The sequence below is a fragment of the Bradyrhizobium sp. SZCCHNPS1003 genome (assembly GCF_032381555.1).
Taxonomy (GTDB): Bacteria; Pseudomonadota; Alphaproteobacteria; order Rhizobiales; family Xanthobacteraceae; genus Bradyrhizobium.
This window is the reverse complement of sequence record NZ_JAUHIU010000008.1, coordinates 303,939-328,058: the sequence shown is the minus strand read 5'-3', so window position 1 is coordinate 328,058 and position 24,120 is coordinate 303,939. Positions and strand designations below refer to the sequence as shown.

At 65.8% G+C, this 24,120-nt stretch carries 18 protein-coding genes; 15 read left to right on the top strand and 3 right to left on the bottom strand.

The window, feature by feature from the left end; genetic code table 11:
- Positions 1-71 precede the first annotated feature (71 nt).
- Positions 72-1,592, bottom strand: a complete 1,521-nt coding sequence (locus QX126_RS15750; protein ID WP_315782093.1) for a formylglycine-generating enzyme family protein — start codon at positions 1,590-1,592, stop codon at positions 72-74.
- Between the two features lie 34 nt (positions 1,593-1,626).
- Entirely contained in the window at positions 1,627-6,681 is a 5,055-nt protein-coding gene (locus tag QX126_RS15745; protein ID WP_315782091.1) for a helicase, read from the bottom strand.
- A gap of 449 nt (positions 6,682-7,130) precedes the next feature.
- Between QX126_RS15745 and QX126_RS15740 the strand changes: the two genes are divergently transcribed.
- The 14 genes from QX126_RS15740 to QX126_RS15675 all read left to right on the top strand — a co-directional run bounded on the left by QX126_RS15740 (position 7,131) and on the right by QX126_RS15675 (position 20,804).
- Positions 7,131-7,367 (top strand): hypothetical protein, encoded by a 237-nt coding sequence (locus tag QX126_RS15740; RefSeq protein WP_315775874.1) that lies wholly within the window; start codon positions 7,131-7,133, stop codon positions 7,365-7,367.
- Between the two features lie 454 nt (positions 7,368-7,821).
- Positions 7,822-9,438, top strand: a complete 1,617-nt coding sequence (locus tag QX126_RS15735) for a porin (protein ID WP_315775875.1) — start codon at positions 7,822-7,824, stop codon at positions 9,436-9,438.
- A 137-nt stretch (positions 9,439-9,575) separates the two neighbouring features.
- Entirely contained in the window at positions 9,576-11,933 is a 2,358-nt protein-coding gene (gene gspD / locus QX126_RS15730; RefSeq protein ID WP_315782089.1) for a type II secretion system secretin GspD, read from the top strand.
- Complete coding sequence (locus QX126_RS15725) at positions 11,930-12,457, top strand: tetratricopeptide repeat protein (RefSeq protein ID WP_315782087.1); 528 nt, start codon at positions 11,930-11,932, stop codon at positions 12,455-12,457. The genes gspD and QX126_RS15725 overlap by 4 nt, the downstream gene beginning before the upstream one ends.
- 113 nt (positions 12,458-12,570) lie before the next feature.
- Positions 12,571-14,244 carry a GspE/PulE family protein gene (locus QX126_RS15720; protein ID WP_409999100.1) on the top strand — a complete coding sequence of 558 codons (1,674 nt, stop codon included), beginning with the start codon at positions 12,571-12,573 and terminating at the stop codon, positions 14,242-14,244.
- A 4-nt stretch (positions 14,245-14,248) separates the two neighbouring features.
- On the top strand, positions 14,249-15,463 hold the full coding sequence (locus QX126_RS15715; RefSeq protein WP_315782084.1) for a type II secretion system F family protein: 1,215 nt from the start codon (positions 14,249-14,251) through the stop codon (positions 15,461-15,463).
- Positions 15,464-15,481: 18 nt separating this feature from the next.
- A complete protein-coding gene (gene gspG / locus QX126_RS15710; RefSeq protein ID WP_315782082.1) occupies positions 15,482-15,961 on the top strand; it encodes a type II secretion system major pseudopilin GspG in 480 nt (159 codons plus the stop codon).
- A gap of 2 nt (positions 15,962-15,963) precedes the next feature.
- Complete coding sequence (locus tag QX126_RS15705) at positions 15,964-16,437, top strand: prepilin-type N-terminal cleavage/methylation domain-containing protein (RefSeq protein ID WP_315782081.1); 474 nt, start codon at positions 15,964-15,966, stop codon at positions 16,435-16,437.
- Positions 16,406-16,819, top strand: a complete 414-nt coding sequence (locus tag QX126_RS15700) for a type II secretion system protein (RefSeq protein ID WP_315782078.1) — start codon at positions 16,406-16,408, stop codon at positions 16,817-16,819. Before QX126_RS15705 ends, QX126_RS15700 begins: the two co-directional genes overlap by 32 nt.
- Entirely contained in the window at positions 16,819-17,523 is a 705-nt protein-coding gene (locus QX126_RS15695; protein ID WP_315782076.1) for a prepilin-type N-terminal cleavage/methylation domain-containing protein, read from the top strand. The genes QX126_RS15700 and QX126_RS15695 overlap by 1 nt, the downstream gene beginning before the upstream one ends.
- A gap of 2 nt (positions 17,524-17,525) precedes the next feature.
- Positions 17,526-18,467, top strand: coding sequence for a type II secretion system protein GspK (locus QX126_RS15690; protein WP_315776245.1), 942 nt, complete (start codon positions 17,526-17,528; stop codon positions 18,465-18,467).
- A gap of 2 nt (positions 18,468-18,469) precedes the next feature.
- On the top strand, positions 18,470-19,567 hold the full coding sequence (locus QX126_RS15685) for a PilN domain-containing protein (RefSeq protein WP_315782074.1): 1,098 nt from the start codon (positions 18,470-18,472) through the stop codon (positions 19,565-19,567).
- A complete protein-coding gene (gene gspM, locus QX126_RS15680) occupies positions 19,564-20,121 on the top strand; it encodes a type II secretion system protein GspM (protein WP_315782073.1) in 558 nt (185 codons plus the stop codon). Before QX126_RS15685 ends, gspM begins: the two co-directional genes overlap by 4 nt.
- A complete protein-coding gene (locus QX126_RS15675; protein WP_315782071.1) occupies positions 20,118-20,804 on the top strand; it encodes a hypothetical protein in 687 nt (228 codons plus the stop codon). Before gspM ends, QX126_RS15675 begins: the two co-directional genes overlap by 4 nt.
- 97 nt (positions 20,805-20,901) lie before the next feature.
- Here QX126_RS15675 and QX126_RS15670 read toward each other — a convergent pair whose 3' ends face one another.
- The gene (locus tag QX126_RS15670; RefSeq protein ID WP_315738692.1) at positions 20,902-21,204 is read right to left on the bottom strand and encodes a hypothetical protein; all 303 of its coding nucleotides are present in this window, start codon (positions 21,202-21,204) and stop codon (positions 20,902-20,904) included.
- A gap of 574 nt (positions 21,205-21,778) precedes the next feature.
- On the opposite strand from QX126_RS15670, the gene QX126_RS15665 reads away from it, so the two are divergent.
- Complete coding sequence (locus QX126_RS15665) at positions 21,779-23,773, top strand: multicopper oxidase domain-containing protein (RefSeq protein WP_315782121.1); 1,995 nt, start codon at positions 21,779-21,781, stop codon at positions 23,771-23,773.
- Positions 23,774-24,120 lie beyond the last annotated feature (347 nt).

The window sequence follows — 24,120 nt, the reverse complement described above, 5'->3', positions numbered from 1 at the left end:
GACATTTGCGGGCGCAGGCCCGGCATCGGCGTCGACGGCACGCTGGCCTGGCTCAGCATACAGCGGCCGCATCAGAGCGAAAGAGCGAGGCGAAAGCCATGGGTCGGATACCTGACGCGCCCATCATAGCGATCGCGGCTCCCGCTGCGGGCATAGCTCGCATCCTTCTTCCATGAACCCGAGCGAATGACATGGACGAAGCTCTGCTCGTCGATCCATGCCGAGCCATCGGACGGCGCGCCCTGATAGCTCTTGTGCCAGCTGTCGGCCACCCATTGGTCGACGCTCCCGCCCATGTCGAACAGGCCAAACGGATTGGCCGCAAAGCTTCCGACCTTCATGAGCTGCGCGGGCGCGCCGGGCTCGTTGCATCCGTTGCAATTGGCCATGCCGGAGCGCATCTGGTCGCCCCACCAGAACGCCGTCGTTGCGCCGCCGCGCGCGGCATATTCCCATTCGGCCTCGGTCGGGAGCCGGAACGGCTTGCCGACGGCCCGCGAGAGCCAAGCCAGATAGCCCCTGGCGTCGTCGTAGCCGACATTTGTCACGGGGTTGTCGTCCGGGCCGCTCATCACGTCGGCGCATGCCCTGTCAGCCACGCACGCCTTCCACTCGCCAATCGTGACGGGGTATTTGCCGAGCGCGAACGGCTTGATCGTGACGCGGTGGACCGGAAGCTCGGAGCTCTCGACGCCGCCCATTGCGAATGCCCCTCCTGGAATCATCACCATGTCAGGCAGGCGAATCGCCGCTGCCTCCGCCGGCCCTGGGGTCGCAGTCGACTCTGCCGCCGGCGCAGTCTCGGGAGTAGTCGCAGCGCTTGCCGACGCGAGCAGGGCGGGCGCCTCGAGCGGCGCGGTTTCCGCGGAACGCGAGAGCGTTGCAGTGTCCGAGGGCGCGTCCGGCATCGGCGCCGGGGCGGGGGCGGTCGCGGCCGACATGGCCTCTGCCGTGACGACGCGCACCGAACTCTCGACGCTTGCGCGGCTCGACGCGGCCACGGAGGCCTCGGCGGCTTGCGGCTGTGTTGGCGGGGGAGCGGCCGGCTCCCGCGCCAGCATGAACCAGCTAGCGGCGGCAGCGAGCAACAATGCGCCGAGGCCGGCCGCCGCAGCGCGGGTCCAGACCAGTGGCCTGCGCTCCGCCCTCGCCGCGGCCGCACGAAGCGTCGTGGCCAGCTTGTCGTAGCCGTGCGCCTGCCAGATCTCCGCGCGGCTGCGCGCCTCGTTCGGGGCGTATTGAGCGATCGAGACGCCGGGAATGCTGCAGACGACCCGTCCCGCCTGTCCGCCACCGGGAGCGGTGGCCTCGACCTCGGCCGCATCGCATCGTGCGGCGAGCGATTGCTTCAAGGGGCCGCACATCATCAACAACAGTCCGCCGTCGCCCCTGCTGCGGCGCTCCTGGATCTCGGGGCAGGCGACCTGCTCGTCGACACTGTGGAAACTGAGCGGGCGCAGCGTGTTCATCGCCACCCGCACGATCCGGCCGCACTGCTCGCAAGGCACCGGATAGGTCACGGCGGTCAGCGGTCGCTCGTCTCGATCGGTGGCCGGCGCCTGCGCTGGCGCGACGACGTCGATGCCGATCATCGGACACCTTTCGTGCGCCGGCCTTGCCGCCGGGTCATTGGCCCCAGGCGGCAAACGCATCCTTGAATGCACGCTCACCGTCCGCTCCCTTCTCGATCGCCAGCACCGCCCGGCTGCCGCCATTGTAGACGATCGGGATGTCGATCCAGTCCTTGCCCTTGAGCAGCAACACGTTCCGCTTCATGTCGACATCACCCGCCGACAGCGCGATCATGAAGAACTCTGGCGTCACTTTGGCGGTCATGGTGGTCAACGGGGTCCCGCGGCCCGCTTCCTTGGGCTTCATGCTGACGCCCTTCAAAGTCTCCACCCCGACGTGAGACGGATCGTCCGGCCAGTTGAACTTGATCTCCATGATGTGGCTCGCTGGCATTTCGGTTTCCTTGTTTGGACGCAGCGACAACGTCGCCTTCATCCTCTTGTCGATCTCCACATCGCCTTTGATCGATGCCGGCACCGCTCCTGCCTCAGGCTCGACATGCCAGGTTACCTTCCCGAGATAGCGCTTGCCGTTCGGATCCTGCGGATCCTCCTGATACAGCACGGCGTGGGATACCATCGTCGCGGTCGCGTTCCCCGTGGTGATCGCATCGCCGCCTGCACCGCCCCTGACGTCGGGCGTGATCCGATCCGCGGTGACCTTGCGGGGCTCGGTGCCAGCCGGTAGCGCGGCGGCCGGCGAGGCCGCATTCCAGGAGACTGGGAGTCGGTTCAAGACCGTCTGCCAGGACGTCGTGATCCGGCTCGCCGCCGGCTGCCAGTAGATCGATGCGCCAACCACCGCGACCGCCAAGCCGGCGGCAGCGGCCATCATGTGCCGGCGGAGCGAGCGGTGTGGACGCCTCGCTCCATGATCAGGCCGCGGACGCCGACCCGGCGACAGCGCGCGATGATCGATACGGACAGCGGCAGGCTCCGACTCGGCTTGACCGGGTGTCATCGTCTCGGACGTTTCCACCTCGTGGGCGAGCACGGCCACTCGTGCGACGGCGACATCGTCCGCCGGCGACCTTGCGGCCTGCGCAAAACGATCGGCCACGGACGGCTCATTCTCCGCGATTTCGACCGGCGCTGCGGGCGCGACGGACGCTGGCGGCGCAGAGGCGGGCGTATCAGACGACGAGGCGGCAGGCGTTTCGTCGGTCGCGACCTCACGCGCCCCGCGCCGCGATGGGCGTGCATCGATGCCGGCGCCTGTCCTGTTGCTCAGCCAATCCGGCACCGGACTCTCGATCGAGATGGCCGGCTCGTCGCGTTGCTCCGACAGCCGGGCCATCGACAGGCTTTCGGCCACTGTGGCGATCTCGTCTTCCAGCGAATAGGCGCGGCGCGTCAGGGATTGCGCAGATGCAGGGTGATCCGCCGCCGTGCCAGCAGCGGGTCCCGTGGCAGCCGGATGCATACCGGTTGCCGGCTGTGCCGATGGCTGCGGTGAGCCGACGGCTGCAAGCGCGACCGGATCGACCCGGCGAGCGTGCTCCCGAAGTCTGATCATCCGGTCGGGAAACAGCATCTTGACGAAATCGCAGAGCGCTGCGCCCGGCAGCAGGAACTGGCGCATGGCAGCCGGACCGCTGCGCAGGATGCTGCGTGCTATGGTTTCGATGTCGTGCTCACCTTGCGCGACGTGCTCGCCGGTCTGCCGATCGTCCTCGATGACGACGACCTTGCGGGCCCGGAGCATCGCAGTGAGTTCGCGCAGATCGGATTGCGAGGCATCGTCGATGACGACGAGATCAAATGCGCCGAGCCGGGCCGGTAGCTGCTCGGCCACGCGCCATGCCGGCACGAGCTGGCATGGGATGCCTTCGTAGCAGCTCTCGAGTGCCTCGCGTGTAACCTGACGCAACCGGCATGCGGTGGGGCCGGAACAGGTCGCTGCCATTTTTCGCAGCGTGGTCATGAACACGGTGAGGGCCTGCCTCATGGCGCTGCCGGTGTTCTGTACCAGGCCGAGATGCATCCGTGCCACGACCACCTGGCCGAACAGCTCGCGCAGTCGCATCTCCATCGCCGCGCGCTGGTCGGACAGATCTCGCAAGCGCTGATGCTGACCGATGCCTTCGTTCTGCCGCATCAGCACCGCCCAGTTCCAGGCCATCATCCAATCTGCAACGAGCACCGGATCGCCGGTCTGCGGATGTGCCGGCTCGGTCCTGAGCCGACGGGCGAAGGCATCTGCTCCGGCCTCGGTCATCGCTCGGCAGACCTCGTCGAGCAGCTCGAGATCCTGGCGCCGGTCGTGCAGCGACTTCAGCCGGGTGCGAAGGGTGGTCCAACGCGTCTCGATGTCGCGCGGCTCGACACCATCGCAGCCGATCTGCGACAGCACGTCGGCATGAGCCAGCGTTGTGAGCTTACCGCTGCCGCGAAACAGCCCGTTCAGCCGGGTGAGCTCCAGCCGCTGCTTGGTGATGCGGAGAGCCATGCTCCTCACCGCAGCTGCCAGCGCAGAAAGTCGTCGGCCGTCAGCGAGCAATCCGGCGATCGCGTCGTCCGGCATCGACAGCTTCGGTGCGGCGGTGAGAACATTGCGCTTCGCCAGCGCCGCCAGCACGATCGCGGCCTCGACGCTTTTGACGACGCGCTCGTGACCGTGAAACGTATGAGAGGAGTCCGGCTCAGGCGTAGGCGCACCGATTTCGGCCGCCAGCGATCGCCATCTGGCGTCGAGCGAATGCAGGTGACGACGCCAGGTCAGATAGTCGCGAACATGGCCCCAGTCGGCCGCGCCTTTCGGCGCGAAGCCAGCCACCCTGATCGCCTCCACGGTCTGCTTCAAGGCACGGCCGGACAGGGAGAATGCCGCGAACGGCCTTGCTCCGGCCGACAGCCGTTCGACAATCGTGAGCAGTTCCTGGCTGGCGAAGGCGTCCGCCGGCGTTTCCACCGGCCGAACCAGGAAGCCGGCACGTTGCGACAGCAGGGACGACGCATCGCGGGCAAAATCGACGAGGATGCCACCGTCAACCGACATTGCATCGGCGTTGCGGCCGACCGGCGACAGCGCTGCGAGCCAGGGCTCGTCGGCAATCACCCGGTGGGCCGCCGCGAGCGCGTCGAGGTCGCCGGCGAGCAAGTCCGCTCCGTCCGGCCCGAGCTCCGCGATGATCTGGCAGGCAAGCCGGCCGTCACGGCTTTCGCCGTCGATCCGCGCCGGCTGCAGGTCCTGGTGCAGACGTCTCACTGTCGCGGCGTCCGGCAGGGCCGCGATTTCCGGGAGCGCGTCGTCGACATATGCGAGATCGGCACCCAGCCGAACACGCGCCTCACGGGCCTGCTCGACCGCCGCAACCAGAAGGTCGTTCTCACTCACGAATCGTGACGGCTGGTCGGTGAACCAGGCATAGGCGTCGCGGTCGGCGATCAGCGTCGTCAACGCGTCGAACGGCAGGTCGGGGACACCGGATGACCGCAGCATGCTGCGGCTGGCGATGTCTGCGAACGCATCATCGAGACGTGATATCTCGACGCTGGTCGCGATGATGTCGCGCTCCAGCCGATTGACCTGTTCCGCCTGCGCGCGCGGGTTCGTGGTCTTGAGGATCGACAGCAGCCGGCTGACGACTGTCTCTGCATGCTTCAAGACGTCCTTGTCGGAGCCGGTCAGATCGACGGTCAGATCACGGACGGCGCGCGGCAGCTTCTCGGACAACAGTCCGAGTGCAGCCTCGTTGCGCGAGACGACGAGAACGCGCAGGCCCATTGCGAGGTGATGGCAAACCAGGTTGACGAGGGTGGACGTGCGCTCGGACCCGCGCGCGCCTTGCACGACAAGTCCGTCCGATCGCCGGAGCTGTCGCACGATCTCCATCTGGTCGGAGTTCGTCGGCAGCGGAAAGAACAGGTCGCCGTGATCCGCCGCGATCTGCGCTTCCGGCCCGACGTCGATCGGGTCACCGATCACGCCGGATAGACGACGGCGCGCGCCGTCATGGGCTTCGTGGTCCGGCGCGCCAAGCAGGAGGCGAGACAGTGCGGCCAGGCAGCAAGCGTCGCCGGGCGCGTATTCGATCGCTCGCTTCAGTCGGTCGATGTCGCGCAACAGCAGTGCGTCCGAGCGCGGCCGCGCAAAGATCACCCAGCGATCGGAGACGACCAGTTGCTCGTCCTCCTCGGGAAGCAGCAACGCGGAGTCGGGCATGGTGGGACAGTAGATCCCATGCGGGTCGAGCTGTGAGCCGATGGCGCTGAGAACCGGCTCGAAGCTGGCGGGCTGGAATGGCGAAAGCTCGTTGCCGCGCTCGATCGTCTCGAGCAACTGCTCGGCCGTTTGCCCCGCCAAGCCGGCCGCTGATGTCAGCGGTTCGAACGCCTTGAGATTGGCCGTCGCGCCGACCATGCGGGGCCGGATTCTGATTTCGGTGTCGGAGCCATCGAGGACCTCGATCTCGACCAGGCGTTCGAGCAGCGGCAGATCCAGCTCGCGGCCTTGTCGCCGCCAGCGTGACACGCCAACGCCCCACACGATTTCGCAGCTGCCATCGTTGCCTCCGGCTCCCGCCACGCGAGCCATCTCGCGCAATCGCTGGTGAACCGCGATGGTCTTGCGGCGTGGCCGCTCGGCCGCGGCCCAATTGGCCCACGAGCCGGCGAGATAGCGGTCCAGACGCTCGACGATGTCCGGGCGCTGCTCAAGATGCAATCGCACGCTCCAGAGCCCGGCGGCCACCCCCGGGCCGTTCGCCGGCGAGCAGTGCTCGGCGCGTGCGTGACCGGCCGCGATCAGCAGGTCTTTTTCCGCCGCGTGCACCGTGATCGTCACGCGCTGCCGAACCAGAGGGCGGCGGTCCGGATCGGCGGACACGTCGATCCACATCGCCAGGTCGTACTCGACGGCGGGAGGATCGGTGGCGACCAGGCGTTCGATGGAGAGCCACACGGGGCCATCAGCATCGAACGTGTTGTAGGTAATGCCGGGCAGCTTCTCCAGCTCATGCTGATGAAACACGAAGCATTGTCCGCCCGCAAGCCGATGGTCAGACAGGCGCGCGACCGCACGTGCATCGCGCAGGATCATCTCGGTGAGATATCCAAGAACATTCTGCAACGGTCCGGCCGCCGGCTCCAACCGATGGACAGCGTTCATAGTGCCTCTCCGATGATAGCGGCGACCAAGCGAAGCAATCGGTTCACCCTCAACTCCCGTCCTGACGTTCGTCCCGCTTTGCAGAAAATTCCGTCACGCGCGTCGAAGAAGATGGACGTATCTGACTATTCACGATCCCGATGTGGCCAGGCGACGTCTTTCGTCGACGGCATTCGAGGGAATACTGAAGCCAACGTCAGATAGACCGCACTAACTGGCGAATAGTAGCGTCACGCAATGCGGCGTAATGATGGGAGCTAGTCCGGGCGTGTCGTCGGTCCTGAAAATTGCGCCAACTGATTTGTTATCATTTCGAGAACCGCCGCTGTCGGTTCGCGTAACCGGTTTAGAATCCCTTTAAAGAAGCCGAGCGTCTTTCCGGTTTGACTGCCTTGATCGGAAACGGCTGGTATTCGCGTGCGTAGATGCGGCATCTCCATGAGAGAAGCATGCGGCGTCTTGCCGCAATCTCAGTCGCGATCACTTGCGGTTTTTCGTCGGATTCCATCGCTTCGTCCGAGCTGCGCCATCGCGCCAACGCAATTTCTTTCGGAGTAGGGCCGTCGCTGACGAAGTGTGACATCGCTTATTACTTCGCGATGCAAAGGCATGAATGCAGCTCTACGCTGCGCTACTCAGCGCTTCGCACGCCGGACATGAACCCAGCAGCAATTATCAATGACTGAAAACACTTAGCCAGATCTCGGCAGGGTCCGAGCGATTGGTAGGCCCAGCCGCGCCTCTGCCGCGCAACGAGCGCCGCCCAAGTGCTGACACGCGAGCATCCCCGACGAGCCCAAGTATCGACATCGCGGGCTTCTAGCGCGAATGGCTCGCAGTCGCGCACGAATTCTGTGCTCACGGCGGCGCGGGCGAAGGGGATGCACGTCCGCGCATCATCATGGGGAGGTTTGACTGATGGTCTTGATTAGCTGCAGCGGAAGGCGCGCAGATTGCTCCGCGTCTTCACACGACGGCGCTTTGAGTATTGGCAAAGGCGGCGGCCCGCTTCGCGGCCGCGACCGACTCCTGCCATCTCTGCTTGCCGCGGTATCGACATTGGCGTTGAGCGCGGCAGCAGCCCAGGCGGCCGAAGCCGGTTCGGCGCGGTCCACGGACGGGGCGGCCGTCAAAGCGCTGATGGCGAAGCTCGAGTCCATGGAGCAGCGCATCAACAGCCTTCAAGTCGAGCTCAAGGACGCCAAGGCAAAGAAGACGACCAGCGTCGGGCAGTCCGCATCACTTGCATCCCGCCGCCCGTCCGATCCGATGCCTCTGATCGGCGCCAAGGACGCGCGTGCCGGCGGCGCGAAGGCATCCGACAACGCGCAGGCTGCATCCAGGTTGCCGGTCGGCAATGCCATGGCGCTCGCCGACCCGAAGGACGTCAAGGCCAGTGGATCGAAGGCGGCTGATGCCGCACCATCGTCGTCCCCGGCATCACGGCTCGCGGCAGCGTTCGCCGATTCGGATTCCAAGCCGCGATTTCTCCCAGCAGCCGATCTGAAAGCGCCTGCGCCGCAGCCCAGCAGAGACCTGTTCGGTGCCGCGCCGTCGCCGGTCCCCGGCATGAAGATCGGCATGTACGGCGAGATCAAGTTCGGCTCGGTGCAAAATCCCGCAGCTAACGGTCAGTGGCAGAACGGCTTCGACATGGCCCGCCTGGTCTTGCTGCCGACCTATCAGGTCAATGACTCCATCACCTTCAACGCGGAGCTGGAATGGGAGCATGGCGGCATCGCGTTCGACAATGACGACAAGCTCCACGGTGCGGTCGAGGTCGAGCAGGCCTTCTTCGACATCAAGTTCAACGACCACTTCACCCTGCGCTCGCCGGGTATCGACCTGATCCCGATCTCCTTCACCAACCTGTATCACGAGCCGACGTTGTTCTACAGCGTGCATCGGCCGGAGCTCGCCAACGGCCTGATCCCGACGACCTGGTATGCGCCATCGGCGGGGTTTCATGGCAAGATCATCGATGGCTTGAACTACCAGTTCCAGGTCAGCCAGAGCGCGGAGGACTTCGGCGACGGATTCGATCATCGCGGTGACAATGGCCACATCAATCCGGGAGGCTATGAAGGCGGCATCAGCGGCTCCGAAGCGCTCGCGCTGTCGCGAGCGCCGATCGGCGACTATCGGCAGCTGAGCAACCAGCTCGCCTATACGCTCCGGCTGAGCTACACGCCATCGTTCCTCCCCGGCTTTGCCGGAAGCTCGGCGATCTATTATTCGCCGAACGTCACGCCGCGGGGCGCCTATGCGACGCTGCCGGACGGCAGCGAGGTTCCGCTCGGCAAGAACGCGATGACGATCTTCAATACCGAGGCTCGCTATCGCGTTCCGAACACCGGGCTGGAGCTGCGGGCTGAATATGCCCATGTAAACTTCTCCAATCCGGAGAACCTCCGCGCCAACAATGATCTCGTCGACGACAACAACGTCGGCAAGAACATGTGGGGCTATTCCGGCGAGATCGCCTACCACTTCAGGGCGCCGAACGACTACGACATCGTGCCGTTCTACCGCTATACCCGACAGAATTTCCAGACGTCTGGCATGCTCGGCTCCGATCTCACCAACGGCCTGAACAATATCACGGGCAGCGGTGACATGACGTTCCACGACGTCGGCATTGCCGTGTTTCCCAATCCGAGCCTTGTCTACAAGCTGAACTACACCAAGGTGATCGATCACAGCGCGGCGGGGGCGATGTCCGATCGGGTTCTCGCCGGCGTCGGCTGGCTCTGGTAGCCGACAGGCGCGAGCAGGGGCCGCGGCCTGACGGCAGCGGCGTCTCCTCGCAAGACACAGGTTGGAGCACCCGGGCGGAAAGCAGCCGCTCTCCGCCCGGGCGTGCTTTGAAACTAAGAACGGACTCGGCAGATCGGGTGGGCGGGCGAGTGGTTGAGATTGCTGATTTGAGCGCAGGTTGGCTGCGATGCCGCACGCTCGCAACGCTGGTCATGACGTCGATCGCGTTGGCGGGCTGCAACCCGGCGACGCTCGGCAGCGATAGCCGCGGTGATGACGTGCTTGACAAGGTGGGCCGGATCGACCTTTCGCCGCGCTATCCCAGGCAGGCGATGCCGGAGCAGTCGCCGGCCGCGCGGCGCGCCCGTGCCGAAATCTATGGTGGCAACGACGATGCACGAGATGCCAGGGATGCGCGAGCGGAAGCGCCGGCCGCGGGCTCGCTTCCGATCAAGCAGGTGGCGGCGCATTCGCAGCCGGTTGGCAACGGGTTCGAGCTGAACTTCGAGAATACGCCGATCGCGACGGTGGCCAAGGTCGTGCTCGGCGACGTCCTCGGCGTCGGCTATACCATCGATCCAAGGATCCAGGGAACGGTCAGCCTGTCCTCGGTGCGCCCGGTCCCGAAATCGGACGTGGCCTACGTGCTCGAGAACGCGCTCCGGCTCTCGGGGACGGCACTGGTTCGCGACAACTCCGGATACCGTCTGATTCCGCTCGGCGACGCGGTCGGCGCCGGCTACGTCGATCCCGCCGGAGGCTCGGCAGAGCCTGGCTACGGCATCTCCGTGCTGCCGCTGCAATATGTCTCCGCCCCGACATTGCTGAAGCTGCTCGACAGCTTTGCGCTCAAGCCGGGCACGGTGCGCGCCGATCCGGGTCGCAATCTGCTGCTGATCCAGGGCACCGGAGCCGAGCGTCGCACCGCGATCGATGCCGCGCTGAGCTTCGATGCGGACTGGATGCGCGGACAGTCGGTCGGGATCTTTCCGATCGTCAATGGCAATCCCGAGCCGATCGTCGCCGAGCTCGAGAAGATCATGGACACCGGCGACAGCGGGCTCGGCCAGAACATGGTCAAGTTCCAGACTGTCAGCCGGATGAACGCCGTCATGGTCATCAGCCGCAAGCCGGCGCTGCTGCATACGGCGGAGACCTGGATCAAGCGGCTGGACGCCGGCAACACGCTGCGCAACAGCGTCCATGTCTACCGTGTCAAGTATGGCGAGGCGCGCCAGATGGCGCGGGTGCTGAACGACATGTTCACCGGAAACGCGGGCAGCGCGGCCGAGGGATCGTCGACTGATCTCGCTCCCGGGTCGGGAGCATCGTCGAGCTCGAGCAGCGAGAGGCTCTCGGCCGCCGGGACGACGGCACAGTCGGGCGGCTTCGCGAGCCAGCAGCAGGGCAACGCCGGCCTTGTCGCCAACCGCGGCTTCGGCGGGACGCCGCCACCAACCCAGGCTGGCGTCGACGCGGGATCGGAATCGCGCGCAACGGGCGCGGGCGGCAAGCCGCTCATGGAGGGCGTGCGGATCACGCCCGACGTCGTCAACAACACGCTTCTCATCTACGCGGACAGGGAAAACTACCGGCTGATCGATGCCACCCTGCGTCAGTGCGATCGTCCGCAGCTGCAGGTCGCAATCGACGCGACGATCGCCGAAGTCACGCTCAACGATTCGCTGAACTACGGCGTGCAGGCCTATCTCACCAGCAAGAATCTCGGCCTGAAGCCCGACCAGGGGTCAGCGCTCAACACCACCTCGACATCGGCGCCGGCAACGGTTGCCTCGGCCGCGGGAACGATCACCAACGCCTTTCTCAGCCGCGCTTTCCCCGGGTTCAATTTCCTGGTCGGCTCGGAATCCCAGCCGAGCGCGATCCTGAGTGCGTTGCATACGGTCACCGACGTCAAGGTGCTGTCCAACCCATCGCTGGTGGTGATCGACAACCAGGCGGCGACTTTGCAGGTCGGCGATCAGGTGCCGGTGTCGACCGGCAGCGCGACGGTGCTCACGACAAACAACACGGTCGTCAACACGATCGATTACCGCAACACCGGAATCATCCTGCGGGTCGCTCCGCGGGTCAACGAGAACGGCAACGTCCGGCTGGAGATCGAGCAGGAGATCAGCAACGTCTCGCCGCAGACCGCCAACAGCCTCACGCCGACGGTTGCGCAGCGCAAGGTGAAGAGTTCGGTCGCAGTCGCCAGCGGCCAGACCGTCCTGCTGGCCGGTCTCATCAGCGAGACCCATCAGGGCACCCGCAGTGGCATTCCGGGGATCGACCAGATCCCGGGCCTCGGCGACCTGTTCAGCAACAACGACCGCAGCCGCGGACGGACCGAGCTGATCATCTTCATTCGCCCCCAGATCATCCGCGACGGCACTGACGCGCACTACGTCGCCGAGGAGCTGCGCTCCAAGCTGCGCGGCACGATAAGGCCGGTGTCGACGAGTGCGCTCCAGGCGCCGCGGAGCAATCGATGACGAGGCAAGCGACGGCCGCCTTCGCCATTCTGGCGCTTGCCTTGAGCACCGCTCCGTCCGGCGCGCGGCCGAAGGGAGACGGATGGGCCGCGCTCGCGCATGGCGACTATGTCAGGGCGGCGGCGTTGCTGGCGCCGATGGCGCAGCGCGGACATCCGCGGGCCATGACCGCGCTGGGCTACATGTACGACAACGGGTTCGGTGTTCCGCAGTCCTACGAGGCCGCGGTCGAGCTCTATGCCGGAGCCGCCGAACGCGGCGATCCCACGGCGCAGCACCATTTGGGCCTGAGCTACGACAAGGGGCATGGCGTGTGCCGGGACCATGTGCTGGCCTACAAATGGCTGAGCCTGGCAGCGGCTGCCGCGCCCGTTCCCCTGCGCGAACCTTATCTGCGAATTCGCGATGCGGTCGCACTCAAGATGTCACCTGATCAGATCGTCGACGGTCAGCGCCTCGCGCTCGAATGGCGGCAGACACAGACGACCAGGGTTGGTGCGGCCGCATCGGATTCAGGTTTGTAGTTCTTCTAATCAGGTCACCGCAGAAGTGTCATCTTTGGCATCGACAACGAACCGTTCAACGATCCGGCCCTCGGCAATGAGGTGATCGACAACGATCCATCACGGGACGCGCCATGAGCTCGACTCCTCTTCTCCGATTTGCTGACGATCTGCAGGGTGGCGGAGGGGCGGACGGTCTCGCCGCTCGACCGGTCGGCGCGGCGCGCGAAAGCGCGGGGATGAGATCACCGGCGGCGACCGATGCCGCAATTCCCGAATCCGCCGACGACATCGCGCGACAGCTCGGATTGCCTCGGATCGCGCTGTCGGATCTGCTGGCGTCCAAGCCGCTGGCCGAGCATTTTTCACGGCGCTTCCTGCGCGAGACGATGGTCTTTCCGTTCCAATCCGCCGCGCATGGACGCTGCCTTGCGGTGGCCGATCCCCGCGACACCGCGGCTGCACGCGCCGCGGAGCTGGTGTTCGGTGGCGCGGTCGAGCTGGTGGTGGCCTCCACCGAGGACATTGCCACCGTGCTGAACCGGCTCGCCGGTGATGACGAGGTGCCTGCGCGCAACGAGGTGGCCGCGCCGCAGCTGCGCGACGACGACATCGAGAGCTTGCGCGACCTCGCCACCGGAGCGCCGGTGGTGCGCGCCGTCAACGATCTGTTCGAGCAGGCGGTCGAGCTGCGCGCCAGCGACATTCACGTTGAAGCGATGCGGAGCGGGTTGTCGGTCCGGATGCGCGTGGACGGCCTGCTGAAGCCGGTCCCTGAGCCGTCGGGCGTGCTGCCCCAAGCCGTCATCTCGCGCATCAAGATCGTCGCCGGGCTGAATATCGCCGAACGGCGCCTGCCGCAGGATGGCGCTGCGCGGCTCCGCGCCGGCCGCTTCGAGCTCGACGTGCGCGTTGCCGTGATGCCGACGCAGCATGGCGAGTCGGCGGTGATCCGGCTGCTGCCGAAGGACCGGGGCCTGCTCGCCATCGAGAAGCTCGGCTTTGCCCCGCACGACGATCGATCGCTCCGCCGGCTGCTGGCGCTGCCGCATGGCATGATCGTGATCTGCGGGCCGACCGGCAGCGGCAAGACCACGACGCTCGCGACCGCGCTGTCGATCCTCAACGAGCCGACGCGGAAGATCCTCACGATCGAGGATCCGGTCGAGTACGAGATTCCCGGCATCAACCAGTCGCAGGTCAAGCCATCGATCGGGTTGACCTTCGCCTCTGCCTTGCGGTCCTTCGTGAGGCAGGACCCGGATGTCATCATGGTCGGCGAGGTGCGCGACGACGAGACCGCCCATGTCGCGGTCCATGCGGCGCTGACCGGCCATCTCGTGCTGACCACGCTGCATACCGAAAACGCCGCGGCTGCTGTGCCGCGTTTGCTCGATCTCGGCGTCGAGGACTTTCTATTGCGCTCGACGCTCCGCGCGGTGATCGCGCAGCGGCTGGTGCGCCGGCTGTGCGAGCGCTGCAGGTCGAAGCGGATGCTGAGCGCCGACGATCTCTGCGCGGACCCGCGCTACGCCGCGGTGGGCTTCGACGTCGGCGAGACGGTCTACGAGCCGGCGGGTTGCGAGCGCTGCGGCGGCACCGGCTATCGCGGCCGGTTCGGCATCTTCGAGGTTCTGGAGCTGAGTCCGGAGATCCGGTCACTGATCCAGGGCACGACCGATGCGGCCGTGATCGACCGCAGCGCCATTCTGAACGGCATGACCACGATGCTCGACGATGGCGTCGCGAAGTGCCGGGCCGGCGCCACGTCGGTCGCGGAAATCCTGCGCGTCACAACGTTACGGTGAGCCGGTGAGCAAATTCCGCTATCGTGCACTGACCGAGAACGGCGACGTCGTGCACGGCACGATCTCGGCTGCGACGGCCAAGGAGGTGATCGATCGGATCGAGTATCTGCGGCTGCTGCCGATCGAGACGGTCGAGGAAAAGGCCGCCAGCGTCCTCGCCCGCGACACTCTCGCGCTGTTCGGCGGTCCGACCCCTGGTGATGTCACGACCTTCACGCGTGATCTGGCGCTGTTGTTAAAGGCCGGAGCACGGCTCGAGGACTCGCTCGAGCTTCTGGCCGGCGATGCCGATATCGGGCGGTTGCGTCCGATCGTCAGCCGGTTGCGATCCAGCGTTCTGGCCGGAGAGAGTTTCGCCGAAGCGCTGACGCATCATGCCTTGCAGTTTCCCGCGATGTATGTCGCGCTGGTGCGGGTCGGGGAGGTCTCGGGCACTCTCGATCACGTGCTCGATGTGCTCGGCGCCGAGCGGGCGCGCGCGGAAGCCATGCGTCGCAAGCTCAGCGACGCGATGCAGTACCCGCTTTTTGTCCTGATCGCCGCTTTTCTGGTGATGCTGTTCTTCTTCATCGTCGTGCTGCCGCAGTTCTCGGCGGTGCTGCGCGATTTCGGCGCCAGGTCCGACGCCGCCATCAACACGTTTCTGGACATCTCCGATTTTGTGCGCGGCAACGGCACGGCGATGGCGCTATCGGCAAGCGCGCTGATCGCTGCAGGTCTTCTCGCTTTCAGCCGCGCCGGTGTACGGGCTGGGGTGATTGCGCGGCTCTGCCGACTTCCGGGCCTCGCGACTGTTTTCCGGTCGTATCGCACGAGCGTGTTCTGCCGCAATCTGGCGATCCTGCTCGGCAGCGGGCTGACATTGACAGCGACGCTGCGCATCCTGATCGACATCATGTCGGTCACCGGCAGCGCTGCGGCGTGGAACGCCGCCGCCGACCGCGTTCGTCACGGCGGCAAGTTGTCGGAGGCGCTGGCAGCGACCAACATCCTGCCGGCGATGGCGACGCGGATGATCCGGATCGGTGAGGAGACCGGGCAGCTTCCGGTCCTCGCCGGCCGCATCGCCGAGTTCTACGAGGCGAAGCTGCAACGCGGCCTCGATCGCATCGTCGGCATCGTCGGTCCGGCCGCGATCATTCTCATCAGCACCGTCGTCGGAGGTCTCATCGTCTCGGTGATGACGGCGCTCCTGTCGGTGACGCAACTCGTCGGGTAGCCCAAGATGGACCATCGCATGAAACAGGCAGGGATCAGCGGCACCGCGCGGCGGAGACGCACCGCGCGCGACGACCCTCAGAGCGGCTTCACGCTGGTCGAGATGCTGGTCGTCATTGCCATCATCGGAATGATCATGGGTCTGATCGGACCGCGTGTGCTGTCCTCCCTGAACGAATCCCGGGTCAAGACGGCCCGGATTCAGATTCAGAGTTTTTCCAGCGCGCTCGATCTGTTCTATCTCGACACCGGCCGCTATCCGACCTCGTCGGAAGGCCTGACCGCGCTGGTCCGGCCCGCCTCGACCATCCCAGGCTGGGGGGGACCTTATCTCAAGGGAGGAAACGTCCCGAGCGATCCCTGGAGCCACGCTTACGTCTACCGCTCGCCCGGGCAGCATGTGCCCTACGAGATCGTGTCGTACGGATCGGACGGGCAGGAGGGGGGCGTGGATCTCGCCGCTGACATCTCCTCGTCGATGACGATCGGTGCCAGATAGCAATGAGGGGCCGTGACGGCTGCGAGGCCGGCTTCACTCTGATCGAGGTGGTGTGCGTGCTCGCGATCGTCGCGCTGCTGGCGTCCGTCGTGGTCCCCGCCATATCGCGGCAGACCTCGCGGCCGCAACTCGAAGCCTATGCGGTCGAGGCTGCTGCGCTGTTGAAGGCCGATCGCAATGCCGCGATCAGGCGGGGCCTCGAGGTCACGACTCGCATCGATGCGCAGGCGCGGGCGCTCCGCTCGGGCGCGAACGGGCAGGTCGTCCGCTTACCTGCGGACGTGCGGTTCGAGACGGTGATGCCGCGCAGTTGCGACGAGCGGCCCGCCTTCGAGACCATCAGCTTCTTCGGATCGGGCAGGTCGTGCGGCGGCGTCATCACGCTCACCCATCTCGACGCCGGCTACCAAATTCGCGTCACTTGGCTGACAGGAAGGATCGAAGTTGTCTCAAACGCTGGTCTGTCGAAGCGATAGGGCGACAGCGGGATTCACGCTGATCGAGACGCTCGTCACGCTCGCGATCGTGGCGGTGTCGCTCGTCGCCATCGGTGCGCTCATGGGGTCCTCGGCGCGCGGCAGCAGGAAGCTGGAGCAGCACGTCGCGCTGGTACAGGCCGCCTACGACGCGCTGTGGCTGGCCTTTCCGTCGCGCCTGCCGCCGACATCTCCGACGCAGTCGGGGGAGGCGACGGCACATCTCTGGCGCGCGCAGGCGGAGCCCTTCCCCGTCGATATCGGCGCGCCGGGCGGCGCATCCGCCTGGATCCCGCAGAAGATCATGCTTCAGGTGCGATCGCCATCGGGTGCGACCATGGAGCTGGAAACCGTCCGGCTGTTCCGGAGGCGGGCCGAGTGATGACGACACGGGTCAACGATCGTAGAGCAGGCTTCACGCTGGTCGAAGCCCTCGTCGCGATGGTGGTGATGGGGCTGCTGGTCTCCGCGCTGTTCGCGATCACGGCGCAATGGCTGCCGAACTGGAATCGCGGTCTGCATCGCATCCAGCGCAGCGAATCGGTGAGCGTGGCGCTCGACGGCATTGCCGCCGATATCGCGGCCGCCGAGTTCATGAGGCCCGATGGACAGGCCAGGTCCGTTCTGTTCGACGGATCGGAGACGTCGATCATGCTCGTCCGAACGGCGCTCGGACCGCAGCGGGGCCGGGGGCTCGATGTGATCCGCATCGCCGAAAGCGGCGGTGGCGACGACGTGGCGTTGACGCGGACTCGCGCGGCCTTCGTACCTGGCAGTGTGTCCGCCCGGGAGTTCGCCGATCCGGTCGTGCTGCTGCAGGCGCCGTACCGGGTGTCGTTCGCCTATGCGGGGGCCGACCGGATCTGGAGTCCGTCGTGGCGCAATGCAGAGAAGTTGCCGGCAGCCGTGCGGGTGACGGTGCATGACGGAAGCCGCGGGAGCGCGCCGTCGCTGTCGCGGATCGCGCTCATTCGTGTCTCGGCACCGGCCGACAGCGTCTGCCGGCCCGCGGACACCAATTGCGACAGGCAGGCGCTTTCCGCCGATGCGACGGTCGGACGTGCCTCCGCGGCATCGAAGCAATGATCATGTGCCGAGACAGCCATCCGCGAGAGTCTGATCCCGATGATCGGGAAGGTGGCTTCGTCCTCGTGGCGGTGCTCTGGCTCCTTGTCTCGCTCGCAGGACTCGCGGGAGCCCTGTCCGTCTATCTCGTCAGCACCGCCCAGCGGCTGTCGCTCGACGATGCGCGCCTGCGATCCGCCGCGCTGGTCCCCGCCGGCCTGGAGCTTGCGGCCTACAAATTGTTGGCGTTGCCGAAGCCGCAGCGCCCCGCTGCCGGGGCCTTTTCGTTCCGGCTCGATCATGCGCAGGTCTCGGTCGCGTTTCGGTCGGAAGCAGCTCGCATCGATCTCAATCATGCCTCCAAGCAGATGCTGGCCGCCTTGTTAGAGGGTCTCGGCGCGCGCGCTGACAGGGCCGGCGAATATGCCGAGCGGATCGTCGGCTGGCGAACGCCGCCCGCCGAGACCGGCGCGGACGCAGAGCGCGATCTCTACCGCACAGCCGGTGCGGACTACATGCCGCGCACCGCGCCGTTCGCCAATGTCGAGGAGCTTCGGCTGGTGCTCAACCTGCCGCCGGCGCTGGTCGACAAGGCGATGCCCTTCGTGACCGTCTTCAGCGGCCGCAGGGAGGTCGACCCGCTGGAGGCCGCCCCCGAAGTGGTGGCCGCGCTTCCCGGAATGACGCCGGATCAGCTGAAGAGCTTCCTCGAGCAGCGAGCCGGCCTGCGTCGAGACGTCAGGTCGCTCAACGCGGCGCTCGGTCCCGCACGCGCCGCAGCGACGCTGGAGGTCGCCGATGCCGTCCGCGTGTGGATCACGATCGGCTTCGACGGCGGTCGCCGGGCCGCAACGGAGGCGGTCATCCTGCTGGGCGATGGTGACGATCCTTACCGGGTGCTGTCGTGGCGTGATGATGTCGATGCTCCGGGTATGCTCAAACAAGCGGGGAGGGCGCCGAGATGACGATGTCGACGAGAGTGCGCCACGAACTGGCGGCCTGGATCGGCTCCGTCGCCGAAACCATAGTCGCCGCGATCGGCCGGCTCAATATCAGGCCGGGGATTCGGCTGATCGAGACCGAACGGAACGTCTTCATCATGCGGATGGTCGCGCGGCCTCGGCGACCGGTCCCGCCGGATTGTCGCGTTCGTCTGCCGGACGGCCACGAGGCCTTTCCCGCACTTCCCGAGAGCTGGAAGACAGTCCTGCGCGGCAGCCGGATCGAAGTGGTGCTGAGATCGGACCGCTTCCTGTGGCGGCCGCTGGATCTGCCCAAGCGGGCCGTCGAGTTTCTCGATGCCATGATACGCTCGCAGCTCGATCGGCTGACGCCGTGGTCGGCCGAAGAGGCCGTGTTCGGCAGGACTGCGCCAGTAGAGATATCGGGTGAGCGCATCCGGACCATGGTGATCGCAGCACCAAGAGCGAAGCTGGATCCGCTCATTCGCCTTGCCGAGTCCTGGCGTGCCGGATCGATCGTCCTGTTTGCTGCGCCCGAGACGGCGCCGACGCCGCGTGACGACCGGCTCATTGCGTTCAGCGAAACGAGGCTGACCGAGCAGCGCTTGGAGGGAGCGCTCGACGTCGGCCGTATCAGTCGCGTCCTCACCGCGCTCCTGATGGTCGCCGCCCTCGCGGCGGCGCTGTCGTTCGCGACAACGAGCCTGCTGGGAGGACATCTGGACGAGCAGCAACGCCAGCTCGCGCAGAAGATCTCGGATCGGCGCGCGGCGCTGCGCCTCGATCTGCAAGGGGCCGACAGTGCCGCGCTGCGTGGCCTGATGCGACGCAAGCAGGAGACTCCCGCAGCGGTCGTGCTGCTGGAGGCGCTGTCCCGGATCCTACCGGACAACACCTACGTGACCGAGTTGCGGATCGAGAAGGACAGGATGCAAATCGTCGGCATGACCCAGGACGCGCCGGCGCTGGTCAAATTGATCGAGCAGTCGGCGCACTTCACGCGTGCGACCTTCTTCGCGCCGACCACGCGTTCGGCTGAGGATCCCGGAGAACGGTTCCATATCGAAGCTGGCATCAAGCCCCATTTTGGACTTGGCACATGAGCGTCGCAAAGCTCGTCACGGATAATTCCGCATCGCCCTCGATCGCCGCGGTCGCCTATGCGGGACTGCTGATCGTGCTGATCTCGGTCACGGTGCTGTCGATCAAGAGCATGATCGATCAGCGCAGCGAAGTGACCTCGCTCGCCGATACACTCCACCTGCTGGACGCCCACAGCATGGCGGCTGCACATCAGGACGGCAACGGCGATGCCGGCATGACGGGATCGGCCTTTCTCGAAGGACCGACCGTGACCGTAGCAGGAGCAGCGCTGCTGCAGCGCCTCGGCGACGTGGTGACGCGTCATGGCGGTAGCGTGTCGTCGTCGCAGCTCGATGTGCAGGGCCCCCGTGCCAAGGACGGTCATATCAGCGTGAACGCAAACTTCGAGACCCCTCAGTCCGCCCTGCAGCCGATCCTCTACGATCTGGAGGCCGGCATGCCCTGTCTGTTCGTCGACGAGCTGGTGGTCGAGGGGCACGCCCCCGCGGCGGCCTCCGGCGGAAAACTGCGCGTGCTGATGACGATCTCCGGACAGTGGCAGGGCCCGCAATGAGCAGTCTCGCAAGGCTTTGCATGATCGGCTGTTGCTGCGTTCTGGCGGTGGGGTCGGCGTTCGGCATCGCTCATTCGACCGGCCTGGACGTCTCGGAAGCGGTCTCCGCCGAACAGCCGAGCGGATCGGCGCAAGCCTCGTCCATCGCGCAGCGACCGCCGTCGCGCACCGGCAACCCGTTGTGGGGCATTCCGCTCGAGCAACTGTCGGCAACGCGCGATCGCCCGCTGTTCTCGCCGTCACGCCGCCCTCCGCCGAGCGATGCCCCGCCGCCGGCCGTCGTGGCCGCTCCGGTGGTGCAGGAGCCGTCCGTTCCGGAACGGCCGCAGCTCGCGCTCGTCGGCACCGTCGTGAACGGGGACCGCGGCCTTGCCGTGTTCGTCGATACGAGCAGCAAGACGCCGTTGCGGATCAGAACCGGCGCAGACTATCGGGGGTGGACGCTGCGTCTCGTCGAGGCGAGATCGGTCACGTTGCAACGGGGCGAAGACGTCACCGTTCTCACGCTGCTGCCGACGCCGGCGCCGGCCCAGCCGACAAATTCAGCTAACGAAAGTTTTGCGCAGATGCCGTCAACCCCCACGGCGCCTCCGCTGGCTCAAGCAGGGCCGCCCTTTCTGTCGCCTGAGTCCAGGCTACTTCGGATGCATCAACGCCGACGTTCGGGACGCCGCCAATTGTGAGGATGGATCCGATCTGGATCGAGGCGCGACGGTGGACGCCGGACGGCCGCACCGGCATGCCCCGATCGAAGCCGATGCGGCTGTCGGTCGGTGGCGCTCAGCGCTTGCACAATCCGCTCGTCAGCACCCATCCCTTGTCCGTGAGAGCCGCGGAGACGATGTCGAAATACAGGCGCTTGTCCGGATCGTCCTCCGACACGAACGAGACCTGGCACAGGAAACGGCCGCCCTCGTCGCCCTTGTCGCAGGTCGCCTCGACGATCTTGAGGCCCTTGTCGTGGCGGACGCCGGATGACGGCGCCTCCTGCTCATAGGCCTTCTGGATGATCTCGGTGGTCGGTGCTCCACAGGCCATGCCGGTCACGTTGCAGGCCCATGCGAGAACAACAGCAAGCAGCATCGTTCGGTCTCCTCGGAGCGGGGCACTCACAAACATGTCCGGCAGCGTTCGCGTCCGACACGACCTCATGAGCTTCATGGCGAGCTACGAGAGCTGGTTGTCGTTTTTGTGTCGCTGCTGTCCGCCACGCGCACAACGCAGCCGGCTGGATGTGTAGTTAGATCGATTCTTAAACGCCGGTCGGCAATTCTCACAAAGCGAAAGAAAACGTCACAAAGGAGCCACCCGACGTAGCGACGAAGGCGAGGGGGACGATGCGGCAGATCGGCTGATGAGTTCGGACTGCTCATTCGAATTCCGCATCCCGGGGACGGTGATCGTTCCTACCGGTGTATCTCGAGCCAGATGGGGATCAGGCATGTTAGTTGGGCGTGTGCGCAAGCCAACTCTGCGATTACTGACATCGGCGGCCGCGATGTTGGCCGGTTTGACCGTTGCGGGTCCTGCGGCGCAGGCCCATGATCTGGCCGAGCCGACGGTGTTCAGGAGCTGGCACGGCGTGCTCGATCTGCTGATGATCGCACGCCCCAAGCCGATCTCGACGATCACCTATGCGCCCCCTGGGGGCTCGCCGATGAACCCGACCGGCTGGGTCTACGAGATCTGTCGGCGGCCCGCCTCAGGCGACAAATGTCCGGCCGGCGCCGCGGTCGCGGACTACGGTGGCGTGCGACTTGCCCTGCAGAAGGGGGATACGCTGAAGATCAGGCTGGTGAACCAGCTGCCGCAGCTCGACCCGGCCAAGGTGAATCACAACACCGATCCCGGTCAGGCCAATTTGTTTCGCAACCCGACCAACCTTCATACCCATGGGCTGATCGTCGAGCCGCGCGCGCCGACGCTGACCGACCAGACCTTCGGGGACTACGTCTTCGTCCAGATCTTCAATTCGGCCAACGGCATGCCGGTGCCGCAGACCACCCACCAGCACGGCTCCAACAAGATGGACTCCGCGGATTTCCGCATCGAGATTCCGCGCAACCACCCGTCGGGCCAGTTCTGGTTTCACCCGCACATCCATGGCATTTCGCTCAACCAGGTCTCGCAGGGGCTGGCCGGCATCATCTCGGTCGGCGAGGTCTCGGACTACGCGCATGGCGATGCCAGGCATTCGCCGTTTCCGGACGCGAGCGTGCGCCATCTGATCCTGAAGGATCTTCAGGTCGCGCCCGGCGGCCCGGTGCAGTTCGACAGCGGTCCGGTGGACGTCCAGCCGGGCGAGGTGATCAACCAGCAGGATCCGGGCTTCTGCGCCCAGTTTCCGGCAGACAGCTCCGAAGTGCGTGAAGGGTCGTGTCCGGGCGTCGATCTGTCGGCCGATGGCGGCTCCAACTTCTCCGGCGGCAAATGGTTCTTCACGGTCAACGGCCAGACGTTCCCGAAGATCAAGGTCACCGATCCCGATGGCGAGATCTGGCGGCTCACCAATGCGTCCGGCAGCCTGTCCTACAATCTTCAGCTGACCGATGACGAGACGCAGAAGCCGATGGTCATGCAGCTGATCTCGGTCGACGGCGTGAGCGTGAACCTGCCGCAGGATACGACGATGGACACCATGGTTCGTCTCGGCGGCGCCCGCTTCAGGGTCGTTCCCTGTCCGCCGTCGCCGACGTCGGGCTTCCATTCGAAGCCGGTCTGCGTCACCCAGATGGTCATGATGCCGAGCTCGCGCACCGAAGTGTTCGTCACCTATCGCGATCCCGCGACGGGTGCGATCGCCAGCCTCGGGCGGTCTGCCTCCGCGACCTTCAAGATGGCCGGACTGACGATGGGCAGCGGCGATCAGTGGCCGGCGGTCGATCTCGCCAAGGTGCACTTCCACCAGAGCGGTTGGCGCAACCACATCGCCTACGCCATGGACATCAGGGGCGACGCCTTGGCGACCATGCAGCCATCAGGCATCCTCGATGCCAAGGTGCCGTATGCGAACGCTGCGCCGCTGCGTGCCGGCTGCCGTCCGCTGCCGGCGGGACATCGCCGCCGGATCTTCTTCGGCATCGCCGACCTGACCGACGACGGCACCTTCGGTCTCGGCTATGAGGAGGTCGATCAGAACGGCAACCCGGTGCCCGGCACCCAGCTTCCGGTGAGCCAGTTCGACCCGTCGCAGAACATCGTCTGCCTACCGCTCGCGCCGGGACAGCGCCCCGTCCACGAGACCTGGGAGCTGGTGCAGCTGTCGACGGAAAATCACAACTTCCACATTCACCAGACGCGCTTCCGGACCGTCAACAGCAAGGCGGGGGAGAACACGCCACTATCAGTATCGCTGAACAGGAGCATCGGCGGGGGCATGCTGCAGGACAACGTCCCGCTCGGCGTCGCGACTCCGAACGTCCCGGAAGTAATGGAATCCCAGAGCGGGGTCTGCAGCATCGAGCAGTGGCGGAACGGGCAGTGCACGTCGAAGCCCGTGGTGGTTGATATCCCGTTCTCACAGGTCGGCGAGTTCGTCTATCACTGCCATATTCTCGAACATGAGGACGGAGGCATGATGGCGAAGATCAAGGTCGTGCCCTCGCCCTATGGCGGCAATCCATGGGAGGCAATGAACCAGATGCCGTGGTAGTTGCGGCAGCGGTCTTCTGCCATGTCGTTCACGAGGTCGGCGCCACATCTGCGGCGCCGACCTTCGTTTGTGCGCAGCGATGCTCTTGCGCGGCTGCCTTACCGCCGCGAAGGACGATCGCCTGCCAAACGCGACGCGCTTTCCAGGTCTGGTTCGAAGAAGGAATTGCGCATTTTGAATCGGTCTAAACGGCTGCAAACGTCTTTGCATGACTTTGAAATGTCAGGCTCGCGTGCCGCAAGCTGCACGAGCGCGGTCCCCGCGACGTGGCGATCTGCAGCAACATTGTTATTCCTCAGCCGCTCCGGCAAATCGCCAACATCGACGTGGCAATTCGCCGCAATCGA

Bases quoted from the DNA above. Each gene is read 5' to 3' on its own strand.
- QX126_RS15750 (WP_315782093.1), bottom strand. From the start codon at position 1,592: ATGATCGGCATCGACGTCGTCGCGCCAGCGCAGGCGCCGGCCACCGAT.
- QX126_RS15745 (WP_315782091.1), bottom strand. From the start codon at position 6,681: ATGAACGCTGTCCATCGGTTGGAGCCGGCGGCCGGACCGTTGCAGAAT.
- QX126_RS15740 (WP_315775874.1), top strand. From the start codon at position 7,131: ATGCGGCGTCTTGCCGCAATCTCAGTCGCGATCACTTGCGGTTTTTCG.
- QX126_RS15735 (WP_315775875.1), top strand. From the start codon at position 7,822: ATGGCGAAGCTCGAGTCCATGGAGCAGCGCATCAACAGCCTTCAAGTC.
- QX126_RS15725 (WP_315782087.1), top strand. From the start codon at position 11,930: ATGACGAGGCAAGCGACGGCCGCCTTCGCCATTCTGGCGCTTGCCTTG.
- QX126_RS15720 (WP_409999100.1), top strand. From the start codon at position 12,571: ATGAGCTCGACTCCTCTTCTCCGATTTGCTGACGATCTGCAGGGTGGC.
- gspG (WP_315782082.1), top strand. From the start codon at position 15,482: ATGAAACAGGCAGGGATCAGCGGCACCGCGCGGCGGAGACGCACCGCG.
- QX126_RS15705 (WP_315782081.1), top strand. From the start codon at position 15,964: ATGAGGGGCCGTGACGGCTGCGAGGCCGGCTTCACTCTGATCGAGGTG.
- QX126_RS15695 (WP_315782076.1), top strand. From the start codon at position 16,819: ATGACGACACGGGTCAACGATCGTAGAGCAGGCTTCACGCTGGTCGAA.
- QX126_RS15690 (WP_315776245.1), top strand. From the start codon at position 17,526: ATGTGCCGAGACAGCCATCCGCGAGAGTCTGATCCCGATGATCGGGAA.
- QX126_RS15685 (WP_315782074.1), top strand. From the start codon at position 18,470: ATGTCGACGAGAGTGCGCCACGAACTGGCGGCCTGGATCGGCTCCGTC.
- gspM (WP_315782073.1), top strand. From the start codon at position 19,564: ATGAGCGTCGCAAAGCTCGTCACGGATAATTCCGCATCGCCCTCGATC.
- QX126_RS15675 (WP_315782071.1), top strand. From the start codon at position 20,118: ATGAGCAGTCTCGCAAGGCTTTGCATGATCGGCTGTTGCTGCGTTCTG.
- QX126_RS15670 (WP_315738692.1), bottom strand. From the start codon at position 21,204: ATGCTGCTTGCTGTTGTTCTCGCATGGGCCTGCAACGTGACCGGCATG.
- QX126_RS15665 (WP_315782121.1), top strand. From the start codon at position 21,779: ATGAACCCGACCGGCTGGGTCTACGAGATCTGTCGGCGGCCCGCCTCA.